General features: G+C 56.3%; 24 protein-coding genes. 4 read left to right on the forward strand and 20 right to left on the reverse strand.

Annotated elements, in window-relative coordinates; all coding sequences use genetic code 11:
- Positions 1-39: 39 nt before the first annotated feature.
- Positions 40-1,665: a chaperonin GroEL gene (groL, locus tag N7578_RS01400; protein WP_311108534.1), complete on the forward strand. Its 1,626-nt coding sequence runs from the start codon at positions 40-42 to the stop codon at positions 1,663-1,665.
- A 244-nt stretch (positions 1,666-1,909) separates the two neighbouring features.
- On the opposite strand, the gene N7578_RS01405 is transcribed toward groL, so the two are convergent.
- The 5 genes from N7578_RS01405 to N7578_RS01425 form a co-directional block, all read right to left on the reverse strand.
- Positions 1,910-2,521: an ankyrin repeat domain-containing protein gene (locus N7578_RS01405; RefSeq protein WP_422646683.1), complete on the reverse strand. Its 612-nt coding sequence runs from the start codon at positions 2,519-2,521 to the stop codon at positions 1,910-1,912.
- Between the two features lie 219 nt (positions 2,522-2,740).
- Positions 2,741-3,070 (reverse strand): DUF2322 family protein, encoded by a 330-nt coding sequence (locus N7578_RS01410; RefSeq protein WP_311108535.1) that lies wholly within the window; start codon positions 3,068-3,070, stop codon positions 2,741-2,743.
- Between the two features lie 267 nt (positions 3,071-3,337).
- Positions 3,338-5,584 carry a molybdopterin cofactor-binding domain-containing protein gene (locus tag N7578_RS01415; RefSeq protein WP_311108536.1) on the reverse strand — a complete coding sequence of 749 codons (2,247 nt, stop codon included), beginning with the start codon at positions 5,582-5,584 and terminating at the stop codon, positions 3,338-3,340.
- Between the two features lie 4 nt (positions 5,585-5,588).
- On the reverse strand, positions 5,589-6,059 hold the full coding sequence (locus N7578_RS01420) for a 2Fe-2S iron-sulfur cluster-binding protein (protein ID WP_311108537.1): 471 nt from the start codon (positions 6,057-6,059) through the stop codon (positions 5,589-5,591).
- Positions 6,056-7,351 carry a cytochrome c gene (locus N7578_RS01425; RefSeq protein WP_311108538.1) on the reverse strand — a complete coding sequence of 432 codons (1,296 nt, stop codon included), beginning with the start codon at positions 7,349-7,351 and terminating at the stop codon, positions 6,056-6,058. The genes N7578_RS01420 and N7578_RS01425 overlap by 4 nt, the downstream gene beginning before the upstream one ends.
- A 400-nt stretch (positions 7,352-7,751) precedes the next feature.
- On the opposite strand from N7578_RS01425, the gene N7578_RS01430 reads away from it, so the two are divergent.
- Both N7578_RS01430 and N7578_RS23740 read left to right on the forward strand, forming a co-directional pair.
- Complete coding sequence (locus tag N7578_RS01430) at positions 7,752-8,675, forward strand: XdhC family protein (RefSeq protein WP_311108539.1); 924 nt, start codon at positions 7,752-7,754, stop codon at positions 8,673-8,675.
- Between the two features lie 37 nt (positions 8,676-8,712).
- A complete protein-coding gene (locus tag N7578_RS23740; protein WP_422646653.1) occupies positions 8,713-9,339 on the forward strand; it encodes an NTP transferase domain-containing protein in 627 nt (208 codons plus the stop codon).
- 134 nt (positions 9,340-9,473) lie between these two features.
- Here the strand turns inward: N7578_RS23740 and N7578_RS01435 are convergent, their stop codons facing one another.
- The 4 genes from N7578_RS01435 to N7578_RS01450 all read right to left on the reverse strand — a co-directional run bounded on the left by N7578_RS01435 (position 9,474) and on the right by N7578_RS01450 (position 12,954).
- Positions 9,474-10,166 (reverse strand): VOC family protein, encoded by a 693-nt coding sequence (locus tag N7578_RS01435; RefSeq protein ID WP_311108540.1) that lies wholly within the window; start codon positions 10,164-10,166, stop codon positions 9,474-9,476.
- A gap of 77 nt (positions 10,167-10,243) precedes the next feature.
- Positions 10,244-11,314: an ABC transporter substrate-binding protein gene (locus N7578_RS01440; RefSeq protein WP_311108541.1), complete on the reverse strand. Its 1,071-nt coding sequence runs from the start codon at positions 11,312-11,314 to the stop codon at positions 10,244-10,246.
- Positions 11,315-11,344: 30 nt separating this feature from the next.
- Positions 11,345-12,175 (reverse strand): ABC transporter permease, encoded by an 831-nt coding sequence (locus N7578_RS01445; protein WP_311108542.1) that lies wholly within the window; start codon positions 12,173-12,175, stop codon positions 11,345-11,347.
- Positions 12,172-12,954 carry an ABC transporter ATP-binding protein gene (locus tag N7578_RS01450; protein WP_311108543.1) on the reverse strand — a complete coding sequence of 261 codons (783 nt, stop codon included), beginning with the start codon at positions 12,952-12,954 and terminating at the stop codon, positions 12,172-12,174. The genes N7578_RS01445 and N7578_RS01450 overlap by 4 nt, the downstream gene beginning before the upstream one ends.
- A gap of 114 nt (positions 12,955-13,068) precedes the next feature.
- Here N7578_RS01450 and N7578_RS01455 point away from each other — a divergent pair, with 114 nt between their 5' ends.
- A complete protein-coding gene (locus N7578_RS01455; protein ID WP_311108544.1) occupies positions 13,069-13,734 on the forward strand; it encodes a TetR/AcrR family transcriptional regulator in 666 nt (221 codons plus the stop codon).
- Positions 13,735-13,943: 209 nt separating this feature from the next.
- Here the strand turns inward: N7578_RS01455 and actP are convergent, their stop codons facing one another.
- From actP to N7578_RS01510, 11 genes are all read right to left on the reverse strand, one after another.
- The gene (actP, locus tag N7578_RS01460; RefSeq protein ID WP_422646684.1) at positions 13,944-15,590 is read right to left on the reverse strand and encodes a cation/acetate symporter ActP; all 1,647 of its coding nucleotides are present in this window, start codon (positions 15,588-15,590) and stop codon (positions 13,944-13,946) included.
- Positions 15,590-15,904: a DUF485 domain-containing protein gene (locus N7578_RS01465; protein ID WP_311108546.1), complete on the reverse strand. Its 315-nt coding sequence runs from the start codon at positions 15,902-15,904 to the stop codon at positions 15,590-15,592. Before N7578_RS01465 ends, actP begins: the two co-directional genes overlap by 1 nt.
- 34 nt (positions 15,905-15,938) lie before the next feature.
- Positions 15,939-16,346 (reverse strand): hypothetical protein, encoded by a 408-nt coding sequence (locus N7578_RS01470; RefSeq protein ID WP_311108547.1) that lies wholly within the window; start codon positions 16,344-16,346, stop codon positions 15,939-15,941.
- A gap of 24 nt (positions 16,347-16,370) precedes the next feature.
- Positions 16,371-17,597: an FAD binding domain-containing protein gene (locus N7578_RS01475; protein WP_311108548.1), complete on the reverse strand. Its 1,227-nt coding sequence runs from the start codon at positions 17,595-17,597 to the stop codon at positions 16,371-16,373.
- Positions 17,598-17,629: 32 nt separating this feature from the next.
- Positions 17,630-18,355, reverse strand: coding sequence for an ABC transporter ATP-binding protein (locus N7578_RS01480; protein WP_311108549.1), 726 nt, complete (start codon positions 18,353-18,355; stop codon positions 17,630-17,632).
- A complete protein-coding gene (locus N7578_RS01485) occupies positions 18,345-19,082 on the reverse strand; it encodes an ABC transporter ATP-binding protein (RefSeq protein WP_311108550.1) in 738 nt (245 codons plus the stop codon). The genes N7578_RS01480 and N7578_RS01485 overlap by 11 nt, the downstream gene beginning before the upstream one ends.
- The gene (locus N7578_RS01490) at positions 19,082-20,059 is read right to left on the reverse strand and encodes a branched-chain amino acid ABC transporter permease (RefSeq protein ID WP_311108551.1); all 978 of its coding nucleotides are present in this window, start codon (positions 20,057-20,059) and stop codon (positions 19,082-19,084) included. Before N7578_RS01490 ends, N7578_RS01485 begins: the two co-directional genes overlap by 1 nt.
- Positions 20,056-20,907, reverse strand: coding sequence for a branched-chain amino acid ABC transporter permease (locus N7578_RS01495; protein ID WP_311108552.1), 852 nt, complete (start codon positions 20,905-20,907; stop codon positions 20,056-20,058). The genes N7578_RS01490 and N7578_RS01495 overlap by 4 nt, the downstream gene beginning before the upstream one ends.
- Before the next feature lie 128 nt (positions 20,908-21,035).
- Positions 21,036-22,574 (reverse strand): aldehyde dehydrogenase, encoded by a 1,539-nt coding sequence (locus N7578_RS01500; protein WP_311108553.1) that lies wholly within the window; start codon positions 22,572-22,574, stop codon positions 21,036-21,038.
- Positions 22,564-23,574, reverse strand: coding sequence for an amidohydrolase family protein (locus tag N7578_RS01505; RefSeq protein ID WP_311108554.1), 1,011 nt, complete (start codon positions 23,572-23,574; stop codon positions 22,564-22,566). The genes N7578_RS01500 and N7578_RS01505 overlap by 11 nt, the downstream gene beginning before the upstream one ends.
- 35 nt (positions 23,575-23,609) lie before the next feature.
- Positions 23,610-24,818: an ABC transporter substrate-binding protein gene (locus tag N7578_RS01510; RefSeq protein ID WP_311108555.1), complete on the reverse strand. Its 1,209-nt coding sequence runs from the start codon at positions 24,816-24,818 to the stop codon at positions 23,610-23,612.
- Positions 24,819-24,859 lie beyond the last annotated feature (41 nt).

Genomic DNA, 24,859 nt, shown 5'->3' on the forward strand with positions numbered 1-24,859 from the left:
CCATCAGTCAAAAAAGCTGCCTATTGAAGGAGTGAAAAAATGGCTGCGAAAGAAGTCAAATTCAACACCGATGCTCGCGAACGCATGCTGCGCGGGGTGGACGTCCTGGCCAATGCGGTCAAAGTGACGCTTGGTCCGAAGGGACGTAACGTGGTCATCGACAGGTCGTTCGGCGCGCCGCGCATTACCAAAGACGGCGTTTCGGTTGCCAAGGAAATCGAACTGGAAGACAAGTTCGAAAACATGGGTGCCCAGATGCTGCGCGAAGTTGCGTCAAAGACCAACGATCTCGCCGGCGACGGTACTACCACCGCAACTGTTCTTGCCCAGGCGATCGTTAAGGAAGGCGCCAAGGCGGTTGCGTCGGGCATGAATCCGATGGATCTGAAGCGCGGCATCGATATCGCAGTGGATGCAGTCGTTAAAGAGCTGAAAGCGAACGCCCGCAAAATTACCAGCAATTCGGAAATCGCTCAGGTTGGAACGATCTCGGCCAATGGTGACGACGAAATTGGCAAGTATCTCGCTGAAGCGATGGAGAAGGTCGGCAATGAAGGTGTGATCACCGTCGAGGAAGCCAAGACTGCCGAGACCGAGCTGGAAGTCGTCGAAGGGATGCAGTTCGACCGAGGTTATCTGTCGCCCTACTTCGTTACCAATCAGGACAAGATGCGGGTCGAACTCGAGGAGCCTTACATTCTCATCCATGAGAAAAAGCTCTCCAATCTGCAGTCTTTGCTGCCGATACTCGAATCTGTGGTGAAGTCCGGCAAACCGCTGCTGATCATCGCTGAAGACGTAGAAGGTGAAGCGCTCGCAACGCTCGTCGTCAACAAGTTGCGTGGCGGCCTGAAGATTGCCGCGGTTAAGGCTCCGGGCTTCGGCGATCGCCGCAAGGCGATGCTGGAAGACATCGCGATCCTAACTGGGGGCACCGTCATCTCCGAAGACGTCGGCATCAAGCTGGAGAACGTCACGTTGAACATGCTCGGCCGCGCCAAGAAGGTCGCGATCGAGAAGGAAAACACGACCATCATCGATGGCGTCGGTTCCAAGGCCGAGATCGACGGCCGCGTGGCTCAGATCCGTGCTCAGATCGAGGAGACGACATCCGACTACGACCGCGAAAAGCTGCAGGAGCGTCTTGCGAAGCTCGCAGGCGGTGTCGCCGTCATTCGCGTCGGCGGCTCGACCGAAGTCGAGGTGAAAGAGAAGAAGGACCGCGTCGATGACGCCCTTCATGCGACCCGCGCAGCCGTCGAAGAGGGTATCCTGCCCGGCGGGGGCGTGGCGCTCCTGCGGGCGGTGAAGGCGCTTGAGGGCCTAGCGACAGCGAATGACGATCAGCGCGTTGGTATCGAGATCGTTCGCCGGGCAATCGAGGCACCTGTGCGACAGATTGCTGAAAATGCCGGCGCCGAAGGTTCGATCGTCGTCGGAAAGCTTCGGGAAAAGACAGATCTGTCGTTTGGGTGGAACGCCCAAACGGGCGAATATGGTGATCTTTATGCCCAAGGGGTCATCGATCCGGTGAAGGTGGTTCGCACTGCCCTGCAGGATGCCGCCTCTGTCGCCGGCCTGCTTGTCACGACGGAAGCGATGATCGCCGAAAAGCCAAAGGATGCCGCGCCTGCAATGCCAGCTGCCGCCGGAATGGACTTTTAAAGAGAGATATGGTCCGCCGCTTCCACGCGGCGGGCCATATCGGAACGGTAAAGATCGTCGTACCGATTTCGAGAGAAGAGGCTCGCGCCGGCATCGGTCGATATCTGACTTGTACGATAATCCATTGCCACAGGAGTTGCATCACGGCAGGCTCCACGGCAACGCTAGACGCTCTGATCGGGGAATCCAGATTGCCGAGGGCTCATCCCCGAATGGCATCGCAGCTCCTTCGAAGGCGGAAAACCTATTCTCCTTCCAGGATCGCGACGATCTCCGTGTAGCCTCTGTTTTGCGCATGCTCGATCGGGGTCACGTTATCGCGGTCTGCAAGTTCTACATCTGCACCCGCATCGACAAGGCGCTTTACGATCTGAACATGCTTTGGCCCACCATCGCTCAAAATGATGGCCTCGAGCAGCGCAGTCCATCCGAGATTGTTAACATGGTTTACATCGACACCTGCTGAGATAAGCGTGTCAACAGTCTCCACATGGCCACGCTCTGATGCTGGTATCAGCGCCGTGCCTCCGTATCGATTGGTGCTTCGCAGGTCCGCCCCATGGGCTAGCGTCAGCTTGAGGATTTCCAGATGCCCTCGTGCGCCAGCGTACAGATACGGACTATCCTGAATATCGTCTTTTGCATTTACATCCGCGCCAGCCTCGATCAACACGCGGGCAATTGCGACGTTGTTTGCATGCGTAGCAACAAGCAAAGCAGTTTGCCGCCGTTCGTTCCGGACGTCGACATTCATTCCGGCCTTCAGCATTGACGCAACAGCAGGCGCATCACCCTGCTCGACCGCTTTAATCAGGCGATAATCATCACTCTGCGACATCGCGGCTCCCAGGGTCATCAACAGAACGACGGCCGCCAAACACAGCATGCGACCAGAGACAACCAGCACTGTTACCCCTCGAGATAGCATGAATTCCGCCCTCCTTTGCCTATGAGAGGAACCTGGTATGACGTTAAGCAACGCAGACGCATCGAAAACAGAATAGCATCCTCCTCGACACGCTGATCAGGATTTCCAAGCATTTCTCCGAGGCCATCCGTCCAGGCTAGCAAGCAGTTACCCAGTAACAATCCGAATGTTCAACGGCGCCGCGCCGTCAATGATTTCTAGCAACCGATCGATATTGGGGTGAGCGCCAGGGCGCTTCTTTGCATCGTCACTGTGTTCGGCGAAAACATCAACCGCGTGGGTGGCAGCCTCCACATTGAGCACACCGAAGCATTGCTGGAGATATTGGTAGACAGCGAGCGAGCCCTGTTTGCCAGGCTGGTTTTCAATCGTCGCGACAATCACACCAGCCCGGTCGGTGAGGTCTATCCGAGCGACACCTTCAATGGACGGCAGAAGTTGCAGATTTTCCTGAAACGAAGTTGTCGGCTGAATCATGATGGTTCCTTTTCCTGCGTCGATTGGCGCTGCGTTTAGCAGCTTCGGCTGCCGGTCGCTACGCTGGATCGATTCTCCGGTGCCATGGCTATCATCACCTTCGCGTTAGCCCTTGGGTGGTCACCGATAAAAGTCGCAGCCGGGCTGTCTACCGCGAAGGGAGTGCGTTTATCGTCGCGCTGGATCAAAGGCCTGTACAGGAAGATCGGCCTTTTTTACTGCGTAGGACCAGAACCGGAAAAGCAGCGTCGTCTCACGACGGCGGCGTCAATTCGTTACAATCGCCTTACGAACCTTTTCCGGGGTCAGTGGCATATGCGTGAAGCGCACACCGGTTGCATCAGCCAGCGCATTGGCCAGTGCTGCCGATGTCGGGCCTTGGCCACACTCTGCGACTCCGAGGAAAGGTTTACCCGGCTGTTCGATTACCGCCACGTCGACTTTGAGCGGAACTTCGAGGAACCTGAGGATCGGATAAGCGCTCCAATCGAAGCTCGTCCGCACCTTGCCGTCATTGAGTGAGGCCTCGTGCACACACCAACTAAGCGACTGCAAAATTGCACCTTCCACCTGATTGATTACACCGTTCGGCGACACGACCTCGCCACAGTCGGTCGCCGCATTGACTCTCTCAACTGTGATCATGCCGGTGTCGCGATCTACAGAAATCTCCATGAATACCGCGCAATAGGCGCCAAGGTTTTTATATCTTGCAAAGGCCATACCAAAGCCGTTCAGCGGCCGGGATTTCTTTCGCTTTTCCCATCCAAACCTGTCGGCTGCGGCCAGCATGACGCCGCGTGCGCGCGCGTCAGACATATGATTCAGCCGCAATTCCAGCGGATCAACGTTGCCCGCTAATGCCAGTTCATCAAGGGTGCTCTCGATTGAAAAGACGTTCAAATGTGCTCCCAAGGAGCGTAATGCCGAGACGCGGATCGGCATGTCCTTGATGAAGTGATAGATCACATTCATGTTCGGCAGATCGTAAAGCGGGTTCGAATTGCGACTGCCGTCACCTTCCGGCATCGGAATTGGCTTGCCCTCCGGAGCTTCAAATGGTGGAACCACTTCATTACCCACAAGAACGCCGCCCGCGCCAACCGGCCGATTATTGTGCGGATTGCTCCATACACCGTAGTCCCAGCGAACAATGCGGTTTGTTTCGTCCAGAGCAGCGTCCACCTCGGTAACCATGCCCGGCCCCAAAGGCTCCCACCCGAACTCCTGCTCTCTCATCCACTGCAGTCGCACCGGCCGGCCTGGCACAGACATGGCGAGGAGCGCGGCTTCGGCAGCGACGTCATCAGCACCGTTCTGCCCGTAGCATCCCGCACCTTCAGCATGAATTGCGCGGATCTTCTCGATCGGACGATTGAGGAGTTCGGCGGCAACGCGACGAACATCGTAAGTGCCTTGGCTATGTGTCCAGATCGTCAGCAAATCGTCCTTCAACCACGCGACAGCACAGGAGGGACCAATCGAGCCGTGGCTGATCCAATGACGGGAATAGCTGTGCTTGACCGACTTGACCGGGTTGGCGACTGCATTGTTCGTATCGAGAATGACGATGTCCCTTGACGGAAGAGACTTCAGCGTCTCCGATACCGGGCCGTGCGGGAAAGGTTTTGGTGCGGTATCGTAAGGTAGGGCTTGCAGGACGCGCATCGCCGTGATCGCGTCCCATTCCTTCTCTGCGAGGATGGCGGCAAACTTGCCGTTCTGGACAAATTTCACCACACCCGGCATCACCTCGATCTCGCGGGCCGGAGGCAATTGAAGGCGAGTACCTTCGCTTGGCCCTCGCAGGACTCTGGCATGAAGCATATACGGCAGGCGCATGTCATGGATAAACGCGGCTCCGCCTGTCGTTTTCGCTGGGATATCGACGCGCGGCAGGTTTTGCCCCATCGTTCTGAATTCAGCGGTCTGTCGAAGCGGTGCGTCGGGAACCGCTTCGACGTGCAAATCCATTGTCCGGGCGATCTCGCCGTAACTCAAGCGACGACCGTCCTTGGCCGTGACCGAGCCTTGACCATTGGTCACCAGATCACCGACGGGGATGCCAAGCTCGATCGATGCTTTCTGAAGTAACAGCATGCGCACATTGGCAGCAGCGTTGCGAATTGCGGTTCCACTATCCTGCATCGAGTGGCTACCGGCGGTTAGACCCTCATCGGGGGTGCGCGACGTGTCTACCGTCACAAGATGGAGATCTGAAGGCTTCAGATCGAGTTCTTCGGCCGCCACCTGCATCAGGGCCGTCCGAATACCTTGGCCGAGTTCCGCTTTTCCAGTGTAGACGGTGGCCTTGCCTTGCTCATCGATCTGGATCCAGGAATCGAGGAAAGGAAACGATTTGAGACTGCCGGGCAGGTTTGCCGCAACGACAGTTGGTCCCGGGCCACCCTCCCCGCCACCAGCCAGTTGCGCCAACGCGGGACGTGTAATGGAAAATGCAACAGCGATGCCGCCAGCAGCAAGGAACGAGCGCCTTGTCATTTGATGATTCATGGCTTTACCCCTGCTTGACGAGTTCATCGCTCGCACGCCGTACGGCGCGCAGGATGCGCACATGTGTTCCGCATCTGCAGAGATTGGGCTGCATATGGGTTCGAATTTCCTCGTCTGTGGGCCGAGGGTTCTTATCCAGCAAAGATTGAGCGCGCATTATCATGCCCGCAATACAGTAACCGCACTGAGCGGCCTGTTCGTCCTGAAACGCCTTCTGCAACACGCCGGGTGCATCAATCGTTCCGAGACCTTCAAGTGTGCGGACCTGGCGGTCTCCAATCGCTCCAACAGGAGTGAGGCATGAAAAAACAGCCGTGCCGTTTATATGTACGGTGCAAGCACCGCACTGGCCCAATCCGCAACCATACTTTGCGCCGTTGAGTTCCAGCTCATCGCGAAGAACATAGAGCAATGGCGTGTCCGGACTCGACTCGATGTCGTGCTGCTTTCCGTTTACCACTATCGACACCGTCATTCCTGATTCTCCTTTCGGATGTCGCGGATAATCTTTTCAAGATCCGGCCATGGGGCCTTTGAGGTGAACCGTGAGCGTGCATAGCCCAACAGTGCGGCAATCTGGCTGTCCGTTAGAATGTCAGCGAATGAGGGCATATATGGTGCATTGCTGCCGACGGGAGCATGGATCCCCTGAAGCACCGCTTGGATTGAATTTCGAGGATCATCCGCGTTCAAATCCGATGTGGCGGAGAGAAGTGGTCGCCCGCGTATCGCCATTGGGCTCCTCGGTTCATGGCAACCCGCGCATGCGCCCTGAAAGAGATGAGCCGCGCCGCTCTGGGCGGATCTCTCCTTTGAATTGTCGACGTTGGCGTTATGAGTAGCAAATTGAGCGGTGCCGGGAGGATGCATCACGGTATCGATGTAGGTCGCGATCGCGTGAACATCTTTCTCGTTTAGCCTCGACAGCCCTTCTGTCACCGGTCCCATTGGACCAGCCGCAGTGCTGTGAGCAGCGCTCGTCCCGGTCGTGAGATACTCGGTGAGGGCGTCCACATTCCATCGTGCGGCCGAAGGATTGTCCGCGGTCAAGGCTGGTGCGTTCCAACCTTCGGCTATACCCCCCTCAAACTCGTCGCCCCATTTCTCGCCGCCGAGCAAATTTCGAGGGGTGTGACAAGCGCCGCAGTGAGCCAGGCCATCTACAAGATATTTGCCTCGATTCCACTCTGGCGATTTCGTTGGATCATCCTCTGACTGGCCGCGGTGGAGGAACAGGAGCTTCCATCCAGCGAGAGACTGACGTATCCCAAGACCCGGTAAAAGCTGGTTGTCCGGAGCCACTTCGGAAACCGCTTCGCGCGACATCAGGAATGCATAGATCGCATCGACGTCGGCGTCATTGACCTTGGTGAAATGTTCGTAAGGAAGAGCCGGATAAAGGTGACTGCCATCGCGCCCGACGCCTTCTTTTACGGCGCGTCGAAAAGCTTCGACAGACCAGTTTCCGATTCCCGTTTCCTCATCCGGCGTGATATTAGTTGAGTAAAGGGTTCCGAAAGGTGTCGGCAGAGCGCGCGAACCCGCAAAAGGTGCTCCGTTATCTTTCGTATGGCAGACGATGCAATCCCCTACTGTCGCAAGCTGCTCACCGCGTTTGATCTGGTCGGCCGGGAATGCCGAAGCCTGCGGACGGGGGATTTTTGGAATTTCCGGCTCATACACCACCCATGCGGCGATGCCGAGAGCCAACACGCCGGCTGCGCTGATTACCGCCACCGCCTGAAGCAATCGTTTGCGTGGATACATATTCCCTCTCGTGGCGCCAGGAGTATTGCCCTGTGGCAAGCGTCATCGCCCATCATGGAAAAATCCTAGAGAACTTTGCCCGAAGTCGATGCTACACTTATGGATAGGTTCCAAACTCCAGGCTTTGGGCCAAATTCCATGCCATTGAAATCTGGCTTTCGGATACCAATTCGTGGTCCGACGTTTGGGATAAGGCGTTCCCCCGCAACTCAAACCAGACACGTTGATCAGGCTGGCGTCCGTCTGGTCCTACACTTGTCGAATGTATGGAAATTAGGTGCGGCGTTGCGGCGACTGGCTATGTGAAATTGGAAAAGAACGACATCACCGGTGAAGATTGGCGAATGGTAATACTATGGCGCCCACCACCCTACATGTACTGAGAGAGCGGTGGATCGTAATGATGAATAGCGATGAAACAATTCTGAGAACACCCGTACGGGCAATTCTCACTGACGATCCTCTCGAGATACTAAAATTCGCGATTCAATCTTACAGGACAAATGATGTGGCGCTTGCGACACTTGTGCAAATCCGAGGCGGCGGTGCTCGCGCGCTGGGTGCACAAATAGCGGTGACAGACGACGGTAACTTTTGTGGGTATGTTTCGGGAGGATGTGTTGAAGCCGCCGTTGCAATGGAGGCGATGGAAGCTATCGCCGCCAGAAGAGACAGAACGGTTATGTTCGGGGCAGAGTCCCCGTTCTTCGACATAGCCCTGCCCTGCGGTGGCACGATCACTGTCGCAATTCATGTTCTTCGGAAGTCGGAGGCGCTCCAGCGTCTGCTTGATGAAGTTGGCAATCGGAAGATTACAGCGTTACGCTATTGTCCTTCAGCTCAAGAACTCTCCCTCGTTGATCCGCCGGCACGGGACGGATGGGATTCAGATGGGTTTGTCACCATCTACCGGCCTTCCATCCGATTGCTCGTTTCAAACCGGTCCGTCGATGCGGATGCGGTATCGCGTGTCGCGTCGGCGGCAGGCCTTGATGTCAGATTTGTTGGAATAAATGACGGGGGCGACGTGGCACAATTGATCGATCCAATGACGGCGGTAGTGCTACTCGAGCACGATATAGAACGTGAAATCCCGTTGTTGACGAAGGCACTTAGATCGTCAGCATTCTACATTGGCGCTTTGGGCAGCACAAAAACACACCGCAGGAGATGTGATCGCCTGAGAGCTGAAGGTTTCTCGAAGTCGGAGATCACAAGGCTCAGGGCACCTGTGGGAATGTTCGCACCGACCAAGGATTCCGCGTCGCTGGCAGTTTCAATCGTGGCTGACGTGATCGCTGCTAAGCTCGCCGTTTACTCATGAGATTCGATAACGAAGATATTTTAGTTGATGAGGTTCAATGAAATCGATCGGCGCAGTCCTTCTCGCAGCCGGCTGCTCGACTCGCATGTCCCACGGCCGACACAAGCTGCTTGTTGAGATTAACGGTATCCCGTTGGTTCGGCGGTCGGCGTTAACTTTGCTCGACACAGGCCTTTCGAAAATTGTTGCTGTGACAGGTCATAGACATGAGAAGGTCAGCACAGCTCTTTCCGGTCTCCCCCTTTATATTGGTAGAAATCCGGACTACGCGAAAGGGATGGGGACGTCGCTTGCCGTAGGCTTCTCCCAGCCCCAGTTCGCGGACGTTGATGGAATTCTGGTAATGCTTGCCGATATGCCAGATTTGCGAGCTTTGGACATTCAGAAGCTCATCCGGTGCTTTGAGGCTGACAACGGCAGGAGCGTTGTGCGTGCTTGTTACCGTCGCTCGCCAGGGCATCCGGTAATTCTTCCTAGAGGATGCTTTGCAGCGGTGAGATTGCTTGATGCAGATCGAGGGGCGACAAACGTAATTCGCGATTCAGGGCTCCCGGTCAGTTTTTGTGACATAGGCCCAGGCGCCCTGAGCGACATTGATACAACGGAAGACGCAATTCGTGCAGGAGCTGTCTTGCCTTGTCCCGCCCGCCGTAACTCTCGATGACATCCTGCCGACGGGAGGTCACGGCAGATGGCATATGGTCCATCCACCGCAACGTCCGTCGCTCCGGACAAATCTTAAAGCCGGTCAGAAAATTCTGAGCGAGTATTCCTGTTATCGCCGCGGCTCGCCTTTGATTATGCCATCTGCGGCAGTTTTCCCGTCGTTCCCGACAGAACCTTGCGGCGGATGACGATCTCACCTTCGGTTGTTGCGACACCCATCGCGTGAAGGCCATGCTCTGCACCGTTGAAGCGCAGGTTCAGGCTGCTGGCGTGAACACCAAGATAGTCACTCATCTCTTCTTCCGTTCCGCCAAGTTCTACCCATGTGACGCCACGGGCCGTTTTCGTGCCGTACTGCGTCGGCATCCTGGATGGGTGCTTGGTCATGTCGGTTGGAAAGAAGAAATTCGGCAAACCGACCGCCCAGCAAGGTATGGTTTCCGGCGTCCTGACGGCAACACCGAGTACACCATCGGGCCGCTGGCGAAGGCCAGTCTCGAAAACGTCAGCTCCGAGACGCTTCGCCACCTGCTCGAGTTCGGCACGGCTGTCCACGCGCGCGCACCAACCGATGAACACGTCTCCGTCACGGCATTTGTCACGGAAGAAACGAGCGGCCTGATTGCCGTTCTCGTACTCGTGAACATCCACTACACTTTCAACCTCGATGTAGGTATCTCCGCCCGTGGGGAAAATCTTGTTGGCAAGGCCCAGTTTTGGAAACCAGCCACCCTCATAGAATCCCAGACCGGTTTCCGATTTCAAACGTTCGGCACCCTCCCAGAGATTGCGTGTTCCGAGGCAAACGTGGTCAAAGTGCATCATTTCATAAAACTCCTATAGGCATTGAATATATTGTTGTCATGACTTCACCCCTGCACACGGGGGCAGCAAAGACGTTTTCAGAAACCCGCACATGCCTTGGCCTGAGCCACAACCGCCTGGCGATCGAAGTTATTGATTTTTTCGAAGAAGGCGGCGTCGTCCGGGACTACCTTTGCGGTATCGATGACCTGGGAAATCAGCTTGTTTTCAAGCAGGAAGTTCTGCAGCTTGCCAAGACCATCCTTGGAGACATTGGCGTAGAACTTACCTCCGGCGCGATCAAAGGAGATCCTGGCCTCGGCAAGGTTGGATTTGGCAATGTCCGTATCCTGTTCGAGTGTCAGTGTGCGGTTCGCGCCATAGTTTTTACGGAAAATCCTTGCAACGCATTCGGGATTTGCCGCGGCGAAGACCTGCGCCTTGGCAATGCCCCGCGCCAGCGCCTCGACCATCTTCGGATTATCCTTCAGAATCTGTTGCGTTGCGACAAGACCATAATCCGGGAAGTCCAGCCAGTTTTCATCGTAGTAGAATGCAGCGTCGTTCCCGAGCGCCTTGAAGTTGGCGATTTCAGACATGAAGGTAAGGCTTGCGTCCACCCGCCCCATCTTCAACGCTTCATACGATTGCGCGCCAAGCCCGATCACGGCTTGACGGACATCACGCTGAGGATCAACGCCTTCCTTGGTGAGTACACTGTTCAGGTACATCGTACCGCCGGAGCCAGCGACCGCGATGCCGACCGTTTTACCCTTGAGATCCTTCGCGGTCTTGATCGGTTTATCTGCCATGGTCAGCAGGCGCCAGGAGGTGTTACGCATCGTGGCGACCATGCGAATGTCGGCAAGTCCCTTGCTGTCGGCAGCCAGCCAGGGTGTGCTGTTCATCATGCCAATATCGCCGCTGCCGCCGATGATGCTTTGAACAGCAGCAGCCGAACCCTGCGAGAAGACCACCTCAACGTTGTAACCTTCATCCTTCCACCATCCCATGGCCAACGGAACGTAGAGTTCGAATACCGCGTTGATCATCAACGGATTGCCGTGAATGATCCGGACGTTTTCTTCAGCATGTGCTGTTTGCGAAAAAGCAGGCACGCCAAAGGTCATTGCGGCCAGCAGCGCTGCCGCCTTGGAAATCGATTTCATATTTTTGTTCCCTTTGATTGTTGTTTGGATTTATCGCTTCTGACTGCTCATCCAGAACACCAGATGACGGCCAATCGCCTGCACCCCGGCACTTGCGCCGGCAGCAATGAGCGTAAGCAGCGTGATCGCCGCGAAGACGCCCGCCGTGTCGAGCGCAAAACCCGCGCGCATGATGGCCGCGCCGATGCCCTCCTGCGCCCCCACGAACTCGGCAACGATGGCTCCGATCACACTGAGCGTGACACCGACATTCAACCCGCCGAAGACATAGGGAAGCGAATTGGGAACCTTGAGATGTAGGAAACGCTTCCAGGCACTGGAACCATAGACATCAAACAATTCGTGCTGCTCTGCCGGTGTCGCACGCAGCCCGATGACTGCATTTACGAAAACCGGGAAAAATGTGATTAGCGCGACGATGATGACTTTTGACGTCATGCCGAAGCCGAACCAGACAACGAACAAAGGCGCGATAGCGACTTTGGGTATCGCCTGCAGCGCCACGATGTATGGCGACAGTATGCGCTCCGCAGTCCGCGACCCAGCAACGGGGATGGCGAGGAGAAACCCGATAATCGAACCCGATGCGTAGCCCGCCGCAACCTCCGTAAGCGTGATAACCGTATCTGACAGCAGATATCCCTCAGTCATACCATTCCAGAGCGCGAGCGCGATTGCACTCGGCTTCGGCAGGAGTGCCGGACTGATCTGAAGCAGCGGGATAAGAACCCATTCCCAAGAGGCAAGGAAGAGCATGAGCACGCCGAGCGAAACCAACGATACGGTATCGAACTGAGGCAGACTGATACGTCTGGTTTTCCGGGTAACTGCCGGTGCTGTTGTCATGAGAGAGTCGGTCATTGGACAGCCTCCTCCGCTTCGAAATGACGGCGCACTGCCGCCGCATAGTCGCCAAACTCCCTGGAGTTAATCATTTCGAGTGTCCGGGGTCGCGGCAGGTCGATGGCAATATCATCCACGACACGTCCTGGGCGTGGGGCGAGAACGATTACCCGGTCGGCCAGAAAAACCGCTTCCTGAATGCTGTGCGTGACGAAGATGACTGTCTTTTCGCTGCTCATCCACAACGCCTGCAATTCCACCTGCAAGCGATCACGCGTCATGGCATCGAGCGCCGAAAAAGGCTCATCCATCAACAGCACTTTCGGATCGTGCACCAATGCCCGGGTGATGCCGACACGCTGCTGCATACCGCCCGAAAGTTCCGACGGATATTTATTTTCAAATCCGGACAGGCCCACCATGCTGAGGTAATGGCGAGCCCGATCAGCGATTGCCGCACGATCAAAGCGACCGATATCTGATGCGATCGTCACATTTTCAAAGACCGTCCGCCAGGGCAGCAGTACCGGCGCCTGGAAAACCATACCGATACCGGACGTCGGCCCCTTGACCTCCTCACCGGAGATCGACACGCTTCCGGTCGACTTCTCAATCAGACCACCGATCATCCGCAACAGCGTACTCTTGCCGCAGCCACTTGGGCCGACAAGCGTGACAAATTTACCTTTATCGATTGATAAATATATGTCGCTTAAAGCGATGATCTTCTCACCTGAGCGGGTCGCGAAGGCTTTGGAAGCCCTGTCGATCCGTATATATGCATTTTCTGGTTGCATTTCATTCCCCTGTTGTGGTCTTTGGCTGCACCACCCATTGAACGGAGCACGGATATCAAGTTATGCACTGCATGGTGCAGTGCATTTTTTCTTAAAAAAATGGAGAACTTCCAAATGTCTGTTTCAGAAACGCTACCGCCACTCGACACGCGAGAAATGATCCTCGATGCGGCTGTTCGGTTGCTGCTGGCCAATGGAATAGATGCCGTCAGCATGGCACGGATTGCGACTGAGGCCGGCGTCTCACGGCGCACGGTCTTCAACCAGTTTGCGAGCAAGGAAGGCGTATTCGCTGCCGCCATGCAGCGTGTATGGACCCGCATCCCAATGCTGGAAATTACCAGTGATAGCAAAGCCTTGACGGAACCTACGGAAACGCTTCGGGAAATCGGCAGGGCCATCATGCATTTCTGGCTTCCGCAGGAAGCAGTCGATACGGCACGCATGGTCATAAGAGAAAGCATTCGTTACCCCGATCTAGCCGCCACATACATCAATCGCGGAAAACGTCCGACACTTGAGGCGCTGATCAACTACATGAAGCGACTGAAAGCCGCCGATATCGTCGACATTGACGACCCCGATCTTGCTGCCCGACAGTTCGTTGGGCTGATTAATGAACCCCTCGTTTTTTATCGAGTCCTCGGACTTTCCGAAGCTCCTCGTCTGGAACAGGCGCGATATGTGGTCGACCAAGCCGTCAAGGTCTTTTTCGCCCGTTACCCGCTGAAAATAGTTCTCGATGATCATCGTGACTCGGACCCGGAGCTGCATCTTTAGGTCATTCGGCATGGGAAAGCTTATATTGAAATTATCATTTGATAATTTATATAAAGAGCCACCAACGCCCCCTTGTCAATGCGCCATGACAAAAAAAGCGTCGAGGCATTCTTGCCAGCTGATCCGAACAGCAAAAGCGTGGCGTCTCGGAGAATGACGAGGACAAGCGTTGAAGCCGCACGCTAGGACGTGTTGCACAACTGGTACAGCTAGGGCTTGAAACCTGTATGAGCCGTGACGTACTGGGCCTCGAATGCCGCCCTCTCCAGTCCTGCCCCTCTGCTCCGATCGCAAAGCGAAACTGCGAATGTCACGAGAAACGCGAGGGGGACTGAGAAGAGAGCCGGATTATCATAGGGAAACGGAGCAGCGCCCAGCCGCAAAACATTCGTCCAGACTGCTGGCCCAAGGGCGACCAGAAGCAGCGCCGTTACCAACCCGACTATCGAACCGGCAACAGCACCGCGTGTCGTCAGGTTACGCCACATAACCGACAGCAATATCACCGGAAAATTTGCGCTCGCAGCAATCGCGAAAACCAGTCCAACTAGGAAGGCAATGTTCTGATTTTCGAACGCGATGCCCAAACCGATGGCAAACAGGCTGATTACGACAGCGGAGAGCTTTGAAACGAGGATTTCAGCGCGCTCCGAAATTTTCCCTCGATATATCGCCCGTGCGAACAGATCGTGTCCAGCAGCAGACGCACCTGCCATTGTCAATCCCGATACGACGGCGAGAATGGTTGCAAAGGCGACAGCGGATATGAAGCCCATCAAAACCGATCCCCCCAGCTTATCGGCAAGCTGGATCGCCACCATGTTGCTCCCGCCCAGAATGGCGCCCGCTGCGTCTTTGTAAGACGGATCTGTCGTCAGAAGGGCTATGGCTCCGAAGCCGAGTATGAACAGCAACGTATAGAAAACGGTGATGAAGCCCGTCGCGACCAAAACGGATGTTCTTGCCTGTCGCCCGTCAGCCACCGTAAAAAAACGCATCAGAATATGTGGCAAACCGGCTGTTCCAAAGATCAGGGCGGTTCCAAGTGAAATCGCAGAAACCGGATCCTTGACCAGTCCGCCTGGCCCAATAATAGCCGATCCCTTCGGATGCACAGAGATAGCACTGCTGAACAGGGTTTCGAGACTAAACCCGAACTGCGCCAGAATAAGGAAAGACATCAGCAACGTTCCCGACAGCAGCAGAACTGCCTTGGTAATCTGAACCCACGTCGTTGCCAGCATTCCTCCGAACGTCACATAGAGCATCATCAGAGCGCCCACGAGAACCACGGCGACCCAGTAGGGTAAACCGAAGAGGAGTTCGATAAGCTTTCCTGCCCCGACCATCTGGGCGATCAGATAAAACAGCACGATCACGAGTGTGTTTATGCCCGCCACCGTCCTTACTGGCCTTTCGGAAAGCCGGTAGGCAGCAAGATCGGCAAAAGTGAATCTACCCAGATTGCGGAGCGGCTCTGCAACGAGGAAAAGGATCATCGGAAAACCTACAAGGAAGCCGATCGCATAGATCATGCCATCATATCCGGCGCCATAAACGAGCGCCGTGACACCTAGAAAGGTAGCTGCCGACGTATAGTCACCCGCAATGGCCAGGCCATTCTGCAATCCGTTCAGGCCTTCGCCAGCCGCATAAAAGTCTCTGGCGGTGCGTGTTCCGCGCCGCGCTGCCCATATCGTCAAAGCAAGACTGGCCAACACGAAGACAAGAAACATGGCAATCGCAAGTGGATTAACGGGCTGGCGCTTCACTTCGCCGGAAACGGCATCGGCAAAAGCGGAAGACGATGAGAGGACCGAGACACAAATCGCGGCCCGAATTACGTTCTTATGCATCATGGTTCCCTCCTGAGAGCTTCAACCATCGGGTCAAGACGCCGTGACGCGTAGATCACGTAGATTGCTGTCAGAATGAAGCCCGTCACCATGATCCCGACTCCCACTGCGATACCGATGCTGATCGATGACCCGGCGAAAATCGGTCGCCCGAGCGCCCCGGGCGAAAAGGCCACCGTGCTGATAAAGGCAAAGTAGATCGTCGCCATGGCAATTGCGAGTACCGTACCGAGGCGATTGCGTGCAGAACACAGCTTGTTGAAGCTGCTGCGGGCAGCGATGCTTTCGAGACTTTTTTTTCGTACATTGTCCATGGCCGAACTCCAGTCTGAGCGATCTTCAACAGGCCTAAATGGCGAGCGGTGCGTTGGCACTGTCCTTGAACTCGACGGTCGTGAACACGAGATCGGTATCGCCGATATTCTCAAGATCATGTGTCATAAACTCGCCACGACCGAAGCTGAAATGCTTCGTGTCGCCAGGAGCATAGGTCGTCTCCCCAACGCGGCCATCCCCGTAGTGTGAGCGTGCAGCGCCCCCTGTCACCGCGGTCCAGAAATAATCCAGGACGTGCGTGTGAAAGCCGATGCGCTCCGACGGTTTAAGTGTCAATGACCAGACGCGCACCCTGTCGGTTTCCGAGACGAGGTTGCTTCCCACCCGGCCGTTTCCAGCGTTTGCAGTAAACTCCGCGGACCTGGCCTTATCCATGCTCTCTGGAGCGGCAGGCCAGCGTTCGAATACAAAATCACCCATATCCAATTTCCTTCCAAATATGTTTCAGGCTGCGATACCGGTCGAAACGGCCGTCTCGCTCATGATCGCGTCGGGATGGCGATGGCGCTCCGCCATCGCCCTTTCTTCCTCGGTGAGGATTTGTGCCTGCATGTAAGCTCCGAGATGGCGAGCCCGCCGGATGACGGCGGCACCATAGGCAAGGCGGTTCGCTTCGAATTTCGACAGCGCTTCTGCGATATCCTCCGTACGTCCCAGCTCTTCAGCAAGTTCGAACGCATCAACTGCCGCTTTCGTCACGCCCATACCGACATGGGGGCGAGCGACAAACGCTGCATCACCGATTAAAACAACGTTGCTGCCAATCACCATGCGGGGTGTCTCCAGATCCTGAATAGCCTGTATGAACGGCTGCTGCGTCTTCTCGACCACCTCGGCGAACTGCGGTGCAAGCGTACGCCGTGCAGCATCCCGCATTTCGCTGATCACCTCCGGCCGGATCTTGTTCGGGGGAATGGAGAGCGCATGGGTCGTGCCATCGGTGTCGGTGAGAATGGATTGCAAAGCTCCGTTCTGTGCTGCGGGGCGATACCAGACGAAATTGAAACGGCGCTCGCCAACCTCAATTGATTCATTCGCACCGGCAACCGGATATCCCAGCATCTGTTCTCCCGAAGGGAGCGAAAACGCAAAATGGTTGCAAATCGCATCACGGGTGGCATGCGAGAGGTCGGCTTCATCCACAAGACCGCGCCAGGCGATGTAACCCACGTAGTTCGGCATGGCGTCTGGCATGAACTGCAGCCGCACGGTGGAAAAAATCCCGTCGGCACCAATCAACAGATCGCCAGTCGCGGTGCCGCCATCGCCAAATTCGGTTGTGACCGTCGTTTCATCCTGTATGACGCGCGTCAGGTTCCGACCATAATGGTAACAGCCTTCCGGTAACGTATCCCTCAGAATGGCATAGAGTTTCCCCCACGAGGTGAGAACCTGCGGAAGCGCGAGTTCTGCCGCGATGTGTCCCTCAATATCGAAAACGCGGCGCCCTTCGACGCTGACACCAACCTTTGCCGCCGCGCTATCGATCCCGCAGGCGTCCAGCACATCGAATAGTTCTCGATGGGTGACAATCCCTGCTCCGCGTCCCGCAAGCTCCGATGATATCCGTTCGTAGATGCTGACAGTCCATCCCTTGCGGAGGAGTAGATGTGCCGCGAAGAGGCCGCTCATTGAACCGCCTATGATGATTGCATGTTTGATCCGTGTCATGTGTCATTCTCCTTGACCGGCGGGGCTGGCGTTCAGTGGACGCCCAAAAGGCTTTCCAATAGCTGCTCGTTGGCGACGACCGTTTCGGCTTTCTCTCGCAGCACGATTTCCCCGGTCGAGATAATCACCACGTCATCAGCAAGCTTCAGTGCGAAGCTCGTGTGCTGCTCGACCAGAACAATCGTCAGTCCCAGCATTTTGAGCTTTGTAATGATCGAGCCGACCTCCGCGACGATCTGCGGAGCGAGCCCTTCCGTCGGCTCGTCCATCAGCAGGACAGCCGGACTGGTCATCAACGCGCGCCCGATCGCGAGCATCTGTTGCTCCCCGCCTGAAAGGAGGCCAGCATGATGGCTCTTGCGTTCGCCAAGACGGGGAAACAGCCCGAATATATCGTCAATGGTCCAGCGGATGCGATCGGGCGGTGTTTTTTGTACCTGTGCAACCTTGAGATTTTCGGTGACCGTCAAGTTTCGGAATATCCGCCGCCCCTGTGGAACCAGCGCGATCCCGGCCCGGCAGATCGTTTCGGGCGACTGGCCATCGACAAAGCGACCAGAGATGGAGATTTTGCCATCCCGCGGCTTCATCAAGCCCGCCACCGTGTTCATGCAGGTGGTCTTTCCGGCACCATTGCGACCGAGCAGAGCCAGTATGCGGCCCTGCGGGACAGAAAACGAGACGTCCTGAAGAATGTGGCTGTCTCCGTAATAACTGTTTACGCCCTGCAGAACGAGAGCTTGTGTATTATTGGGCAAGATAGGCCTCCTTCGTGCGCCGGTCGGCAATCACCTCATCACGGCTGCCATCCACCAGCAGCTTGCCGTGATGGAGCAGCGCAATACGTTCAGCGAACGCAAGGGCCACATCCATGTCATGTTCGATCATCAGAATGGTGAGGTTCCGGGGCAACTCATCGAGCAGGCACTCGACTGTCTTTCGTTCCTCGCGTGACAAACCGGCCAGCGGTTCATCGAGCAGCAGAAGTACCGGCTTTTGCGCAAGTGCCATGGCAATTTCGAGCCGCCGACGCTCCCCGTAGGAGGTTTCCGAGACCTGACGTCTGGCAAGATGACCGAGATGTACCCGATTAAGGATATCCATGGCGAACTCGACCAATTCCGCATCCTTGTCCATGCTTCTAAGCGGGTGCCAACGCTGTGGCGAACGCCCAAGCGCCGCCAGCATCACGTTCCTGAGAAGGGTTTCGCCTGCAAACAGCGTCAGGATCTGGAAGGTTCGCCCGATACCGCAAGCGGCACGACGATGCGTCGGCAGCGATGAAAGATCCTGATCGCCGAGGACAATACGACCGGCACTCGGTTTCAGATCACCGGCGATCAGATTGAACAGAGTGGTCTTTCCCGCGCCATTCGGGCCAAGGATCAGGCGACGCTCTCCCGGCATGACCGAGAAAGAAATACCCTGGATGACATGCAATCCACCAAAGCTCTTGGCGAGATCGGTAACCTCGAGTGCGGCCATCAACGTGCCTCCTGCGATGTCTGGACATAGGGGGACGACTTCGATGCGCGATGTCCGAAGTGACCGAGAGAAGCACGACCCAAACGCTTGAGACCGGGAAGCAGACCGTCAGGCATGACCAGAATGATGAACAGGAAAATCAAGCCTAGCAGTGTCGGCCAGCGATCCGTATAAGCACTCGCCACATTTTTAAGGAGCACCACGATACCCGCACCGACGACTGGTCCGAACAGGGTGCCGATCCCGCCAGAAATCACCATCAGGATGCCTTCTGACGATGCCGTCAGCGACAGGGCGTGCGGGCTGATGAAGCGGAATATCTGGATATAGAGAATACCTGCCAGTGCCGCAGTTGCGCCGGAGAGAACATAAGCGATGTATCGGATCGCCCAGGTATTATATCCAAGCGTGCTCATACGCCGGGGTTGATCCCGCACGCCATTCAGCGCGGCCCCCAGGGGGGAACGCACGAATACGGCTAGCGCGGTGAGAACAAAACATAGCACCCCCAGGCAAAGATAATAACGGCCAAGCGGGGATGCCGCGAGCAGGCCTTCGGCTGGCAGGCTGATACCATTGTCACCGTTGGTCAGGCTCGTATAGCGGAACGCGACACCCCAGACGATCTGCCCCAGCGCAAGGGTTATCATCAGGAAACTGAGACCTTTGGTCCGCAATGCAATGATCCCGAATAACGCGGCGACCGCAGTACCGATCAAAAGGGTCGTGATGGCCGCCGTTATCGGGTTCAGCGCGTAACTGTTGACGAGAATGGCATACGCGTAAGCCGCTACTCCCAGAAAGCCCGCATGACCGAGGGAGACCATTCCACCAAATCCAGCCAGGATGTTCACGCTGACGGCAAACAGGCCGAAAACGAGAATCTGCGTGGCAATGCCAAGATAGAATTCACCTGGCACCATGAACGGAATGGTAAGGCCGAAGACGAGTGAGAGAACTCCAGCAAAACGGGTCATGCCGAAACCCTCCCAAGCAGGCCTTCCGGGCGCACCGCGAGAACAAGCACCATGGGGAGGAAGAGAATGACGTAAGCAAGATCTGGCAGGAGCATCTGGCCAAATGTGTAGATGATCCCGATCGCGACACTTCCGATCAAGGAGCCTGCGAGGCTGCCGATCCCGCCGAGAATAACCACCAGCAACGCAAGCGGCAGCATTTCGACATCCAGGCCCGGATAAACTGACATAACGGGCGCCGCCAGAGCGCCACCGGCCCCTGCAAGGGCTGAGCCGAGACAAAAGACGGTCGTGAAGAGCTTCGAAACGGGAATACCAACGGCGCGTGCCATATCGCGGTCATCGACCGCTGCACGGATGCGAGCACCGAGTGTCGTACGCTCGACCAGAAGCCAGAGTGCAATTGCAATCGCGGCGGCCGCACCGATGAGGAAAAGACGGTAAACAGGGAAAGCGAAGAAGCCTGCCCGCACGGCGCCCTGAAGATAGCTCGGAGCGGACACCGCGACTGGATCGCCTCCCCAGACCAGCAAGCACTGGTCCGCGATGATGAACGACAATCCCAGCGTAGCGAGAACCTGGGCAAGTTCCTTCCCGGCGAGCCGCTGCATCAGCACATATTGGACGACACCGCCAAGCAATGCGCATCCCAGCGCCGCAGCAAGCACTGCGGGAAAGAAGCCCAATCCCGCCGTTGAAGCAGCCAGATAGCCACCCAGCATGAAGAACGCGCCGTGAGTGAGATTTGCCACACGCAAAAGACCGAAAATCAGCGAGAACCCTGCCGCAAGCACGAACAATATCGCAGCGAAGGCCAGACTGTTGAAAAGGCCAGTAATCCAGTACATCCAATCTCCTCCCAGAGTTGGGCGAACGAGACCGGTCCCGGAAATCAACAAAGAGTTCCGGAAGCACGGTGGTCCGATCGCTATAATGATGGCGCAGAGATTGCGCCGATGACGCCAGTGGCGACTTGTCAGTTCAATCTGATCTCGGTGGCTGCCATGTCATACCAGTCGAACGGGCGATCCCCGACATTGACCATGACAGCCTTGACATCGAAATAAGCCTCGAATGCTTCCTTGCCGAACTCGCGACCCGTTCCTGAAAGCTTGAAACCACCCCATGGGGAAGCGGCGTCAACCCTGTGATGGTCATTGATCCAAACGATGCCCGCTTCAATGTTGTCCGCCATCCGATGCGCACGGGCAACGTCACGGGTACGCACAGCCGCAGCAAGACCATAGGGACTGTCATTCGCAATGCGAACGGCATCCGCTTCGCTGTCGAAGGGGATCACCACTGTGAACGGGCCGAAGACCTCCTCTTGTGCGACACGCATATCCGCACTCACATCCGCAAAGACCGTGGGTTCGACAAAGAAGCCGCTATTACTACCGAGGCTTTCGGGAATCTTACCGCCAGCAACCAGCCGTGCTCCTTCCCTTTTGCCGATCTCGACATATTCGAGTACGCGGGCGCGCTGTCGTTCAGAAATGACCGGCCCCATTTGCGTATCGTGACTGAAAGGATCGCCGACCCGGATCGCTTTCGTCTTCTCAGCCAGCTTCTCTACGAACTCATCGTATACGGAGCGCTGGACAATATGACGGGCTGCGCAGACGCATGTTTGACCGGCACCGACGAAAGCGCCAAAGGCAGCGTAGTTAACCGCCTGGTCAAGATCATAGTCTTCGAAAACGACAACGGGCGTCTTGCCCCCGAGCTCGAGCGTCTGCCGCGCGAAATTCGACGCTGCGGCAGCACCAGCAAGACGACCGGCCTCCGTACCGCCGGTCAAAACCAGCTTGCGGATGCCTGGATGGCTCGTCAGAGCCTTGCCGGTTACAGCACCGTTACCGGTGACGATGTTGAACACACCTGGCGGGAGGCCTGCTTCCGAAAATATTTCCGCAAGCCGCATCGTTGTCAGCGGGGTATATTCGGATGGCTTGACCACCGTTGTACAACCCGATGCAAAGGTCGGCGCAAGATTGCGGCAGGCAATCAGCAGAGGATGATTGAAGGGCGTGATGTTTGCCACGACCCCGACCGGCAAACGCTTCGTATAAGTCAGATAGTCGCCTTCGACAGGAATAACATCATCACGCTTCGCCAGCGCCAGACCCGCATTGTAGCGGAACAGATCCGGCACCCGCGCCAGCTGCGCCCGCGTCTCCCTGATAGGGCGACCATTATTCAGCGTTTCGAGCTCATAGAGTTCCTCGAGATGCGCCTCCATGACGTCTGCAAGCTTGTTGATAAGGCGCGCGCGCGTGCGGACGGACATTTTTGCCCAGTCCGCTGACCGGAATGCCTGGCCTGCGCTTTGAACAGCAAGGTCCACATCCGTCTCAGTCGCCAGCGCGACCTTTTCGATGATTTGACCGGTTGCCGGTGACCGTATCTCCATCAGTTCACCACCGGAAGAGGCGCGGAAAGCACCATCGACGTAGATACCGCGGATCGTCTGCAGAACGTCGCTGGATAATTTTGTTTGAAGATCAGCCGGCATTTGCGAGCCTCCTGGGAGTGATTGCGGAGCACAGTTCGATAGCGTTTCCTGAAAGGATACGAGCGCGGTCCTGTTCAGTTATGCCCGCTCCCGAAATCGTCTTCATCGGATCCAGATCGGCCATGTCGAACGGGATGTCGGTTCCAAGCAGAACATGATCGGCGCCTGCAAAATCCACGAGATAGCGCAGTGCCTGCGGATCATGGGTGATGCTGTCGAAATAGAAGCGCTTCAGAAGCTCTTTGGGGGATAAAGCGGGTGTCTTTGTTTCCGGCCGAACGTTCCAGCCGTGTACGAGACGACCAACCTGATAGGGTGCAAAACCACCACCATGCGAGAGGCAGATTTTCAGGTCGGGGATTTCTTCCATCGCACCGGAAAAGATCAAATGCGCCGCCATCACAGTCGTATCAAGCGGATTGCCGATCAGGTTCGTGAGATAATAGGGCTCGAGGCCGGGCTTCGAGCCAAAATAATACGGATGCGTCAGGATAAACACGCCGCGCGCAGCGGCGTGCCTGAGAACCGGGCGCAGAGACGGATCAGCGAGCTGCACACCGTCGATGTGCGTCCCAATCATCACCGATCGAATTCCAAGACTGTCGACCAGATAGTCAATCTCGGCAATCGAGGCTTCTGGCGACTGCATAGGCAGCGTTCCCATACCGATCAGGCGATCAGGGGCAGATCGCACGAAAGCGGCTATCTCCTCGTTGAGCAGGCGAACGAACTCGGCATTGCGTTCATCAAGTATGCGATAGAAGAACAGCGTCGGCGATGGCGATATGACTGCCATATCCAGCCCACGCTCATCGAGCTTGCGAACCTTCTCAACCGGATCGAGAAATTCGCTGAACATGGGATAGGCAAAGCCTTCCCGGTGAATCAACCGGCGGGAATCTCCTGAACCGCCGATCGTCACCCCGAAGGTGTCAACGTCCTTCTCGAGATATGTGATGATACTCTCGGGAATAACGTGATTATGCGCGTCGACAATCATCCGACGACATCCTTTCTTTCTTGATGTGGTTCTGGTCAGATCCGTGTCGGATCGTTTCGCGAGTAGACCGGCTCTTTGAGAAATGCCTCAGGCGGATAGGTCCAGAACTGCGTGACGTTGTCGTAAGTCTTGACGACCGAGTTCACGAGCCGACCGTCCTTGCGTTCGACCTTGCGGATATAGATGTTCTGAACGGGATTACCGTAAGCATCCACCCGCCATGGACCGCGCGGATCGTTGGGAATGACCGCTTTCTTCAGCGCCGCCATCAGCGCATTTTTGTCCTCAGCCTTGCCGCCAATTTCAGTCAGTGCCTTTTCAAGCGCCAATCCGGCAGAGTAGGCTCCAGCCGAGTAAAAGCCGGGATCGACACCGGCAACACCACGCAGCGCCGATACAAATTTGGTATTTTCGGGCGTATCGAGCGCTGCGGAATACCAGCCAGCGGAGACGATACCGAGCGCCTCATCTCCCATGCTATGAAGTACGCCCTCATCCACGGTGGTCATCGCGGCGATAACAGGGATCTGATCCTTCATCCCATATTCGTTGTACTGCTTGAGAAAACGCAGCCCGTTCGCGCCTGCAAAAGCCGCAAATACCGCATCGACGTCAGAAAGCTGGGAGATGTAAGAGCCGTAATCTGCCGCATTGAGAGGCGCCCAGAGCTTGGTCGTGATCGACCCGCCACCTGCTTCGAAAACACGTTGAAAACCTGCGGTCTGCTCCTGCCCGAATGCGAAATCGTCTGCGATCGTCGCAATGCGCTTGTAACCCAACTCTTTCGCAGCGTGGTCGCCGAGGGCGTGGCACGGCTGCGCGGAGGTGGATGAGGTTCGGATGAACCAGGGATTGAGCTTGCGTTGCGTCAAATCTTCAGCCGCTGCTGAGCAGCAGATAAACGGAATCTGCGCCTCCTGGAAATAGTCGTTGATTGCCAGAGCTTCGAACGCGGCGACCGGCCCAACAACCATGTGAACACCGGATCGCTGTATCAATTCCTGCGCCTTGGTCTTCGCCTGTGCAGGCTGGCCCGCGGTATCGGCCACGATCAACTCGACCGGCCTCCCTGCAATGGTATTTCCACGCTCCCTGAGGAACAGACTGAAACCATCCTCCATCTGCCTCCCGCCTGCGGCAAGCGCACCCGATTTGACGCTCAGCATCCCGATCCTGATCGGCGACGACTGGCTCCATGCTGGCTGCGCCATCTGCATTGTCGCCAGACTGGCGGTGCCCAGCATAAACTCTCTTCTCCTCACCATAGAAATCCTCCAATCTCTAT

It is taken from the genome of Agrobacterium tumefaciens (assembly GCF_031801495.1).
GTDB lineage: Bacteria > Pseudomonadota > Alphaproteobacteria > Rhizobiales > Rhizobiaceae > Agrobacterium > Agrobacterium tumefaciens_K.

What these genes read in the sequence shown, in the direction of transcription:
- groL (WP_311108534.1), top strand. Translation starts at nt 40, where the DNA reads ATGGCTGCGAAAGAAGTCAAATTCAACACCGATGCTCGCGAACGCATG.
- N7578_RS01405 (WP_422646683.1), bottom strand. Translation starts at nt 2,521, where the DNA reads ATGACCCTGGGAGCCGCGATGTCGCAGAGTGATGATTATCGCCTGATT.
- N7578_RS01410 (WP_311108535.1), bottom strand. Translation starts at nt 3,070, where the DNA reads ATGATTCAGCCGACAACTTCGTTTCAGGAAAATCTGCAACTTCTGCCG.
- N7578_RS01415 (WP_311108536.1), bottom strand. Translation starts at nt 5,584, where the DNA reads ATGAATCATCAAATGACAAGGCGCTCGTTCCTTGCTGCTGGCGGCATC.
- N7578_RS01420 (WP_311108537.1), bottom strand. Translation starts at nt 6,059, where the DNA reads ATGACGGTGTCGATAGTGGTAAACGGAAAGCAGCACGACATCGAGTCG.
- N7578_RS01425 (WP_311108538.1), bottom strand. Translation starts at nt 7,351, where the DNA reads ATGTATCCACGCAAACGATTGCTTCAGGCGGTGGCGGTAATCAGCGCA.
- N7578_RS01430 (WP_311108539.1), top strand. Translation starts at nt 7,752, where the DNA reads ATGATGAATAGCGATGAAACAATTCTGAGAACACCCGTACGGGCAATT.
- N7578_RS23740 (WP_422646653.1), top strand. Translation starts at nt 8,713, where the DNA reads ATGAAATCGATCGGCGCAGTCCTTCTCGCAGCCGGCTGCTCGACTCGC.
- N7578_RS01435 (WP_311108540.1), bottom strand. Translation starts at nt 10,166, where the DNA reads ATGATGCACTTTGACCACGTTTGCCTCGGAACACGCAATCTCTGGGAG.
- N7578_RS01440 (WP_311108541.1), bottom strand. Translation starts at nt 11,314, where the DNA reads ATGAAATCGATTTCCAAGGCGGCAGCGCTGCTGGCCGCAATGACCTTT.
- N7578_RS01445 (WP_311108542.1), bottom strand. Translation starts at nt 12,175, where the DNA reads ATGACCGACTCTCTCATGACAACAGCACCGGCAGTTACCCGGAAAACC.
- N7578_RS01450 (WP_311108543.1), bottom strand. Translation starts at nt 12,954, where the DNA reads ATGCAACCAGAAAATGCATATATACGGATCGACAGGGCTTCCAAAGCC.
- N7578_RS01455 (WP_311108544.1), top strand. Translation starts at nt 13,069, where the DNA reads ATGTCTGTTTCAGAAACGCTACCGCCACTCGACACGCGAGAAATGATC.
- actP (WP_422646684.1), bottom strand. Translation starts at nt 15,590, where the DNA reads ATGCATAAGAACGTAATTCGGGCCGCGATTTGTGTCTCGGTCCTCTCA.
- N7578_RS01465 (WP_311108546.1), bottom strand. Translation starts at nt 15,904, where the DNA reads ATGGACAATGTACGAAAAAAAAGTCTCGAAAGCATCGCTGCCCGCAGC.
- N7578_RS01470 (WP_311108547.1), bottom strand. Translation starts at nt 16,346, where the DNA reads ATGGGTGATTTTGTATTCGAACGCTGGCCTGCCGCTCCAGAGAGCATG.
- N7578_RS01475 (WP_311108548.1), bottom strand. Translation starts at nt 17,597, where the DNA reads ATGACACGGATCAAACATGCAATCATCATAGGCGGTTCAATGAGCGGC.
- N7578_RS01485 (WP_311108550.1), bottom strand. Translation starts at nt 19,082, where the DNA reads ATGGCCGCACTCGAGGTTACCGATCTCGCCAAGAGCTTTGGTGGATTG.
- N7578_RS01490 (WP_311108551.1), bottom strand. Translation starts at nt 20,059, where the DNA reads ATGACCCGTTTTGCTGGAGTTCTCTCACTCGTCTTCGGCCTTACCATT.
- N7578_RS01495 (WP_311108552.1), bottom strand. Translation starts at nt 20,907, where the DNA reads ATGTACTGGATTACTGGCCTTTTCAACAGTCTGGCCTTCGCTGCGATA.
- N7578_RS01500 (WP_311108553.1), bottom strand. Translation starts at nt 22,574, where the DNA reads ATGCCGGCTGATCTTCAAACAAAATTATCCAGCGACGTTCTGCAGACG.
- N7578_RS01505 (WP_311108554.1), bottom strand. Translation starts at nt 23,574, where the DNA reads ATGATTGTCGACGCGCATAATCACGTTATTCCCGAGAGTATCATCACA.
- N7578_RS01510 (WP_311108555.1), bottom strand. Translation starts at nt 24,818, where the DNA reads ATGCTGGGCACCGCCAGTCTGGCGACAATGCAGATGGCGCAGCCAGCA.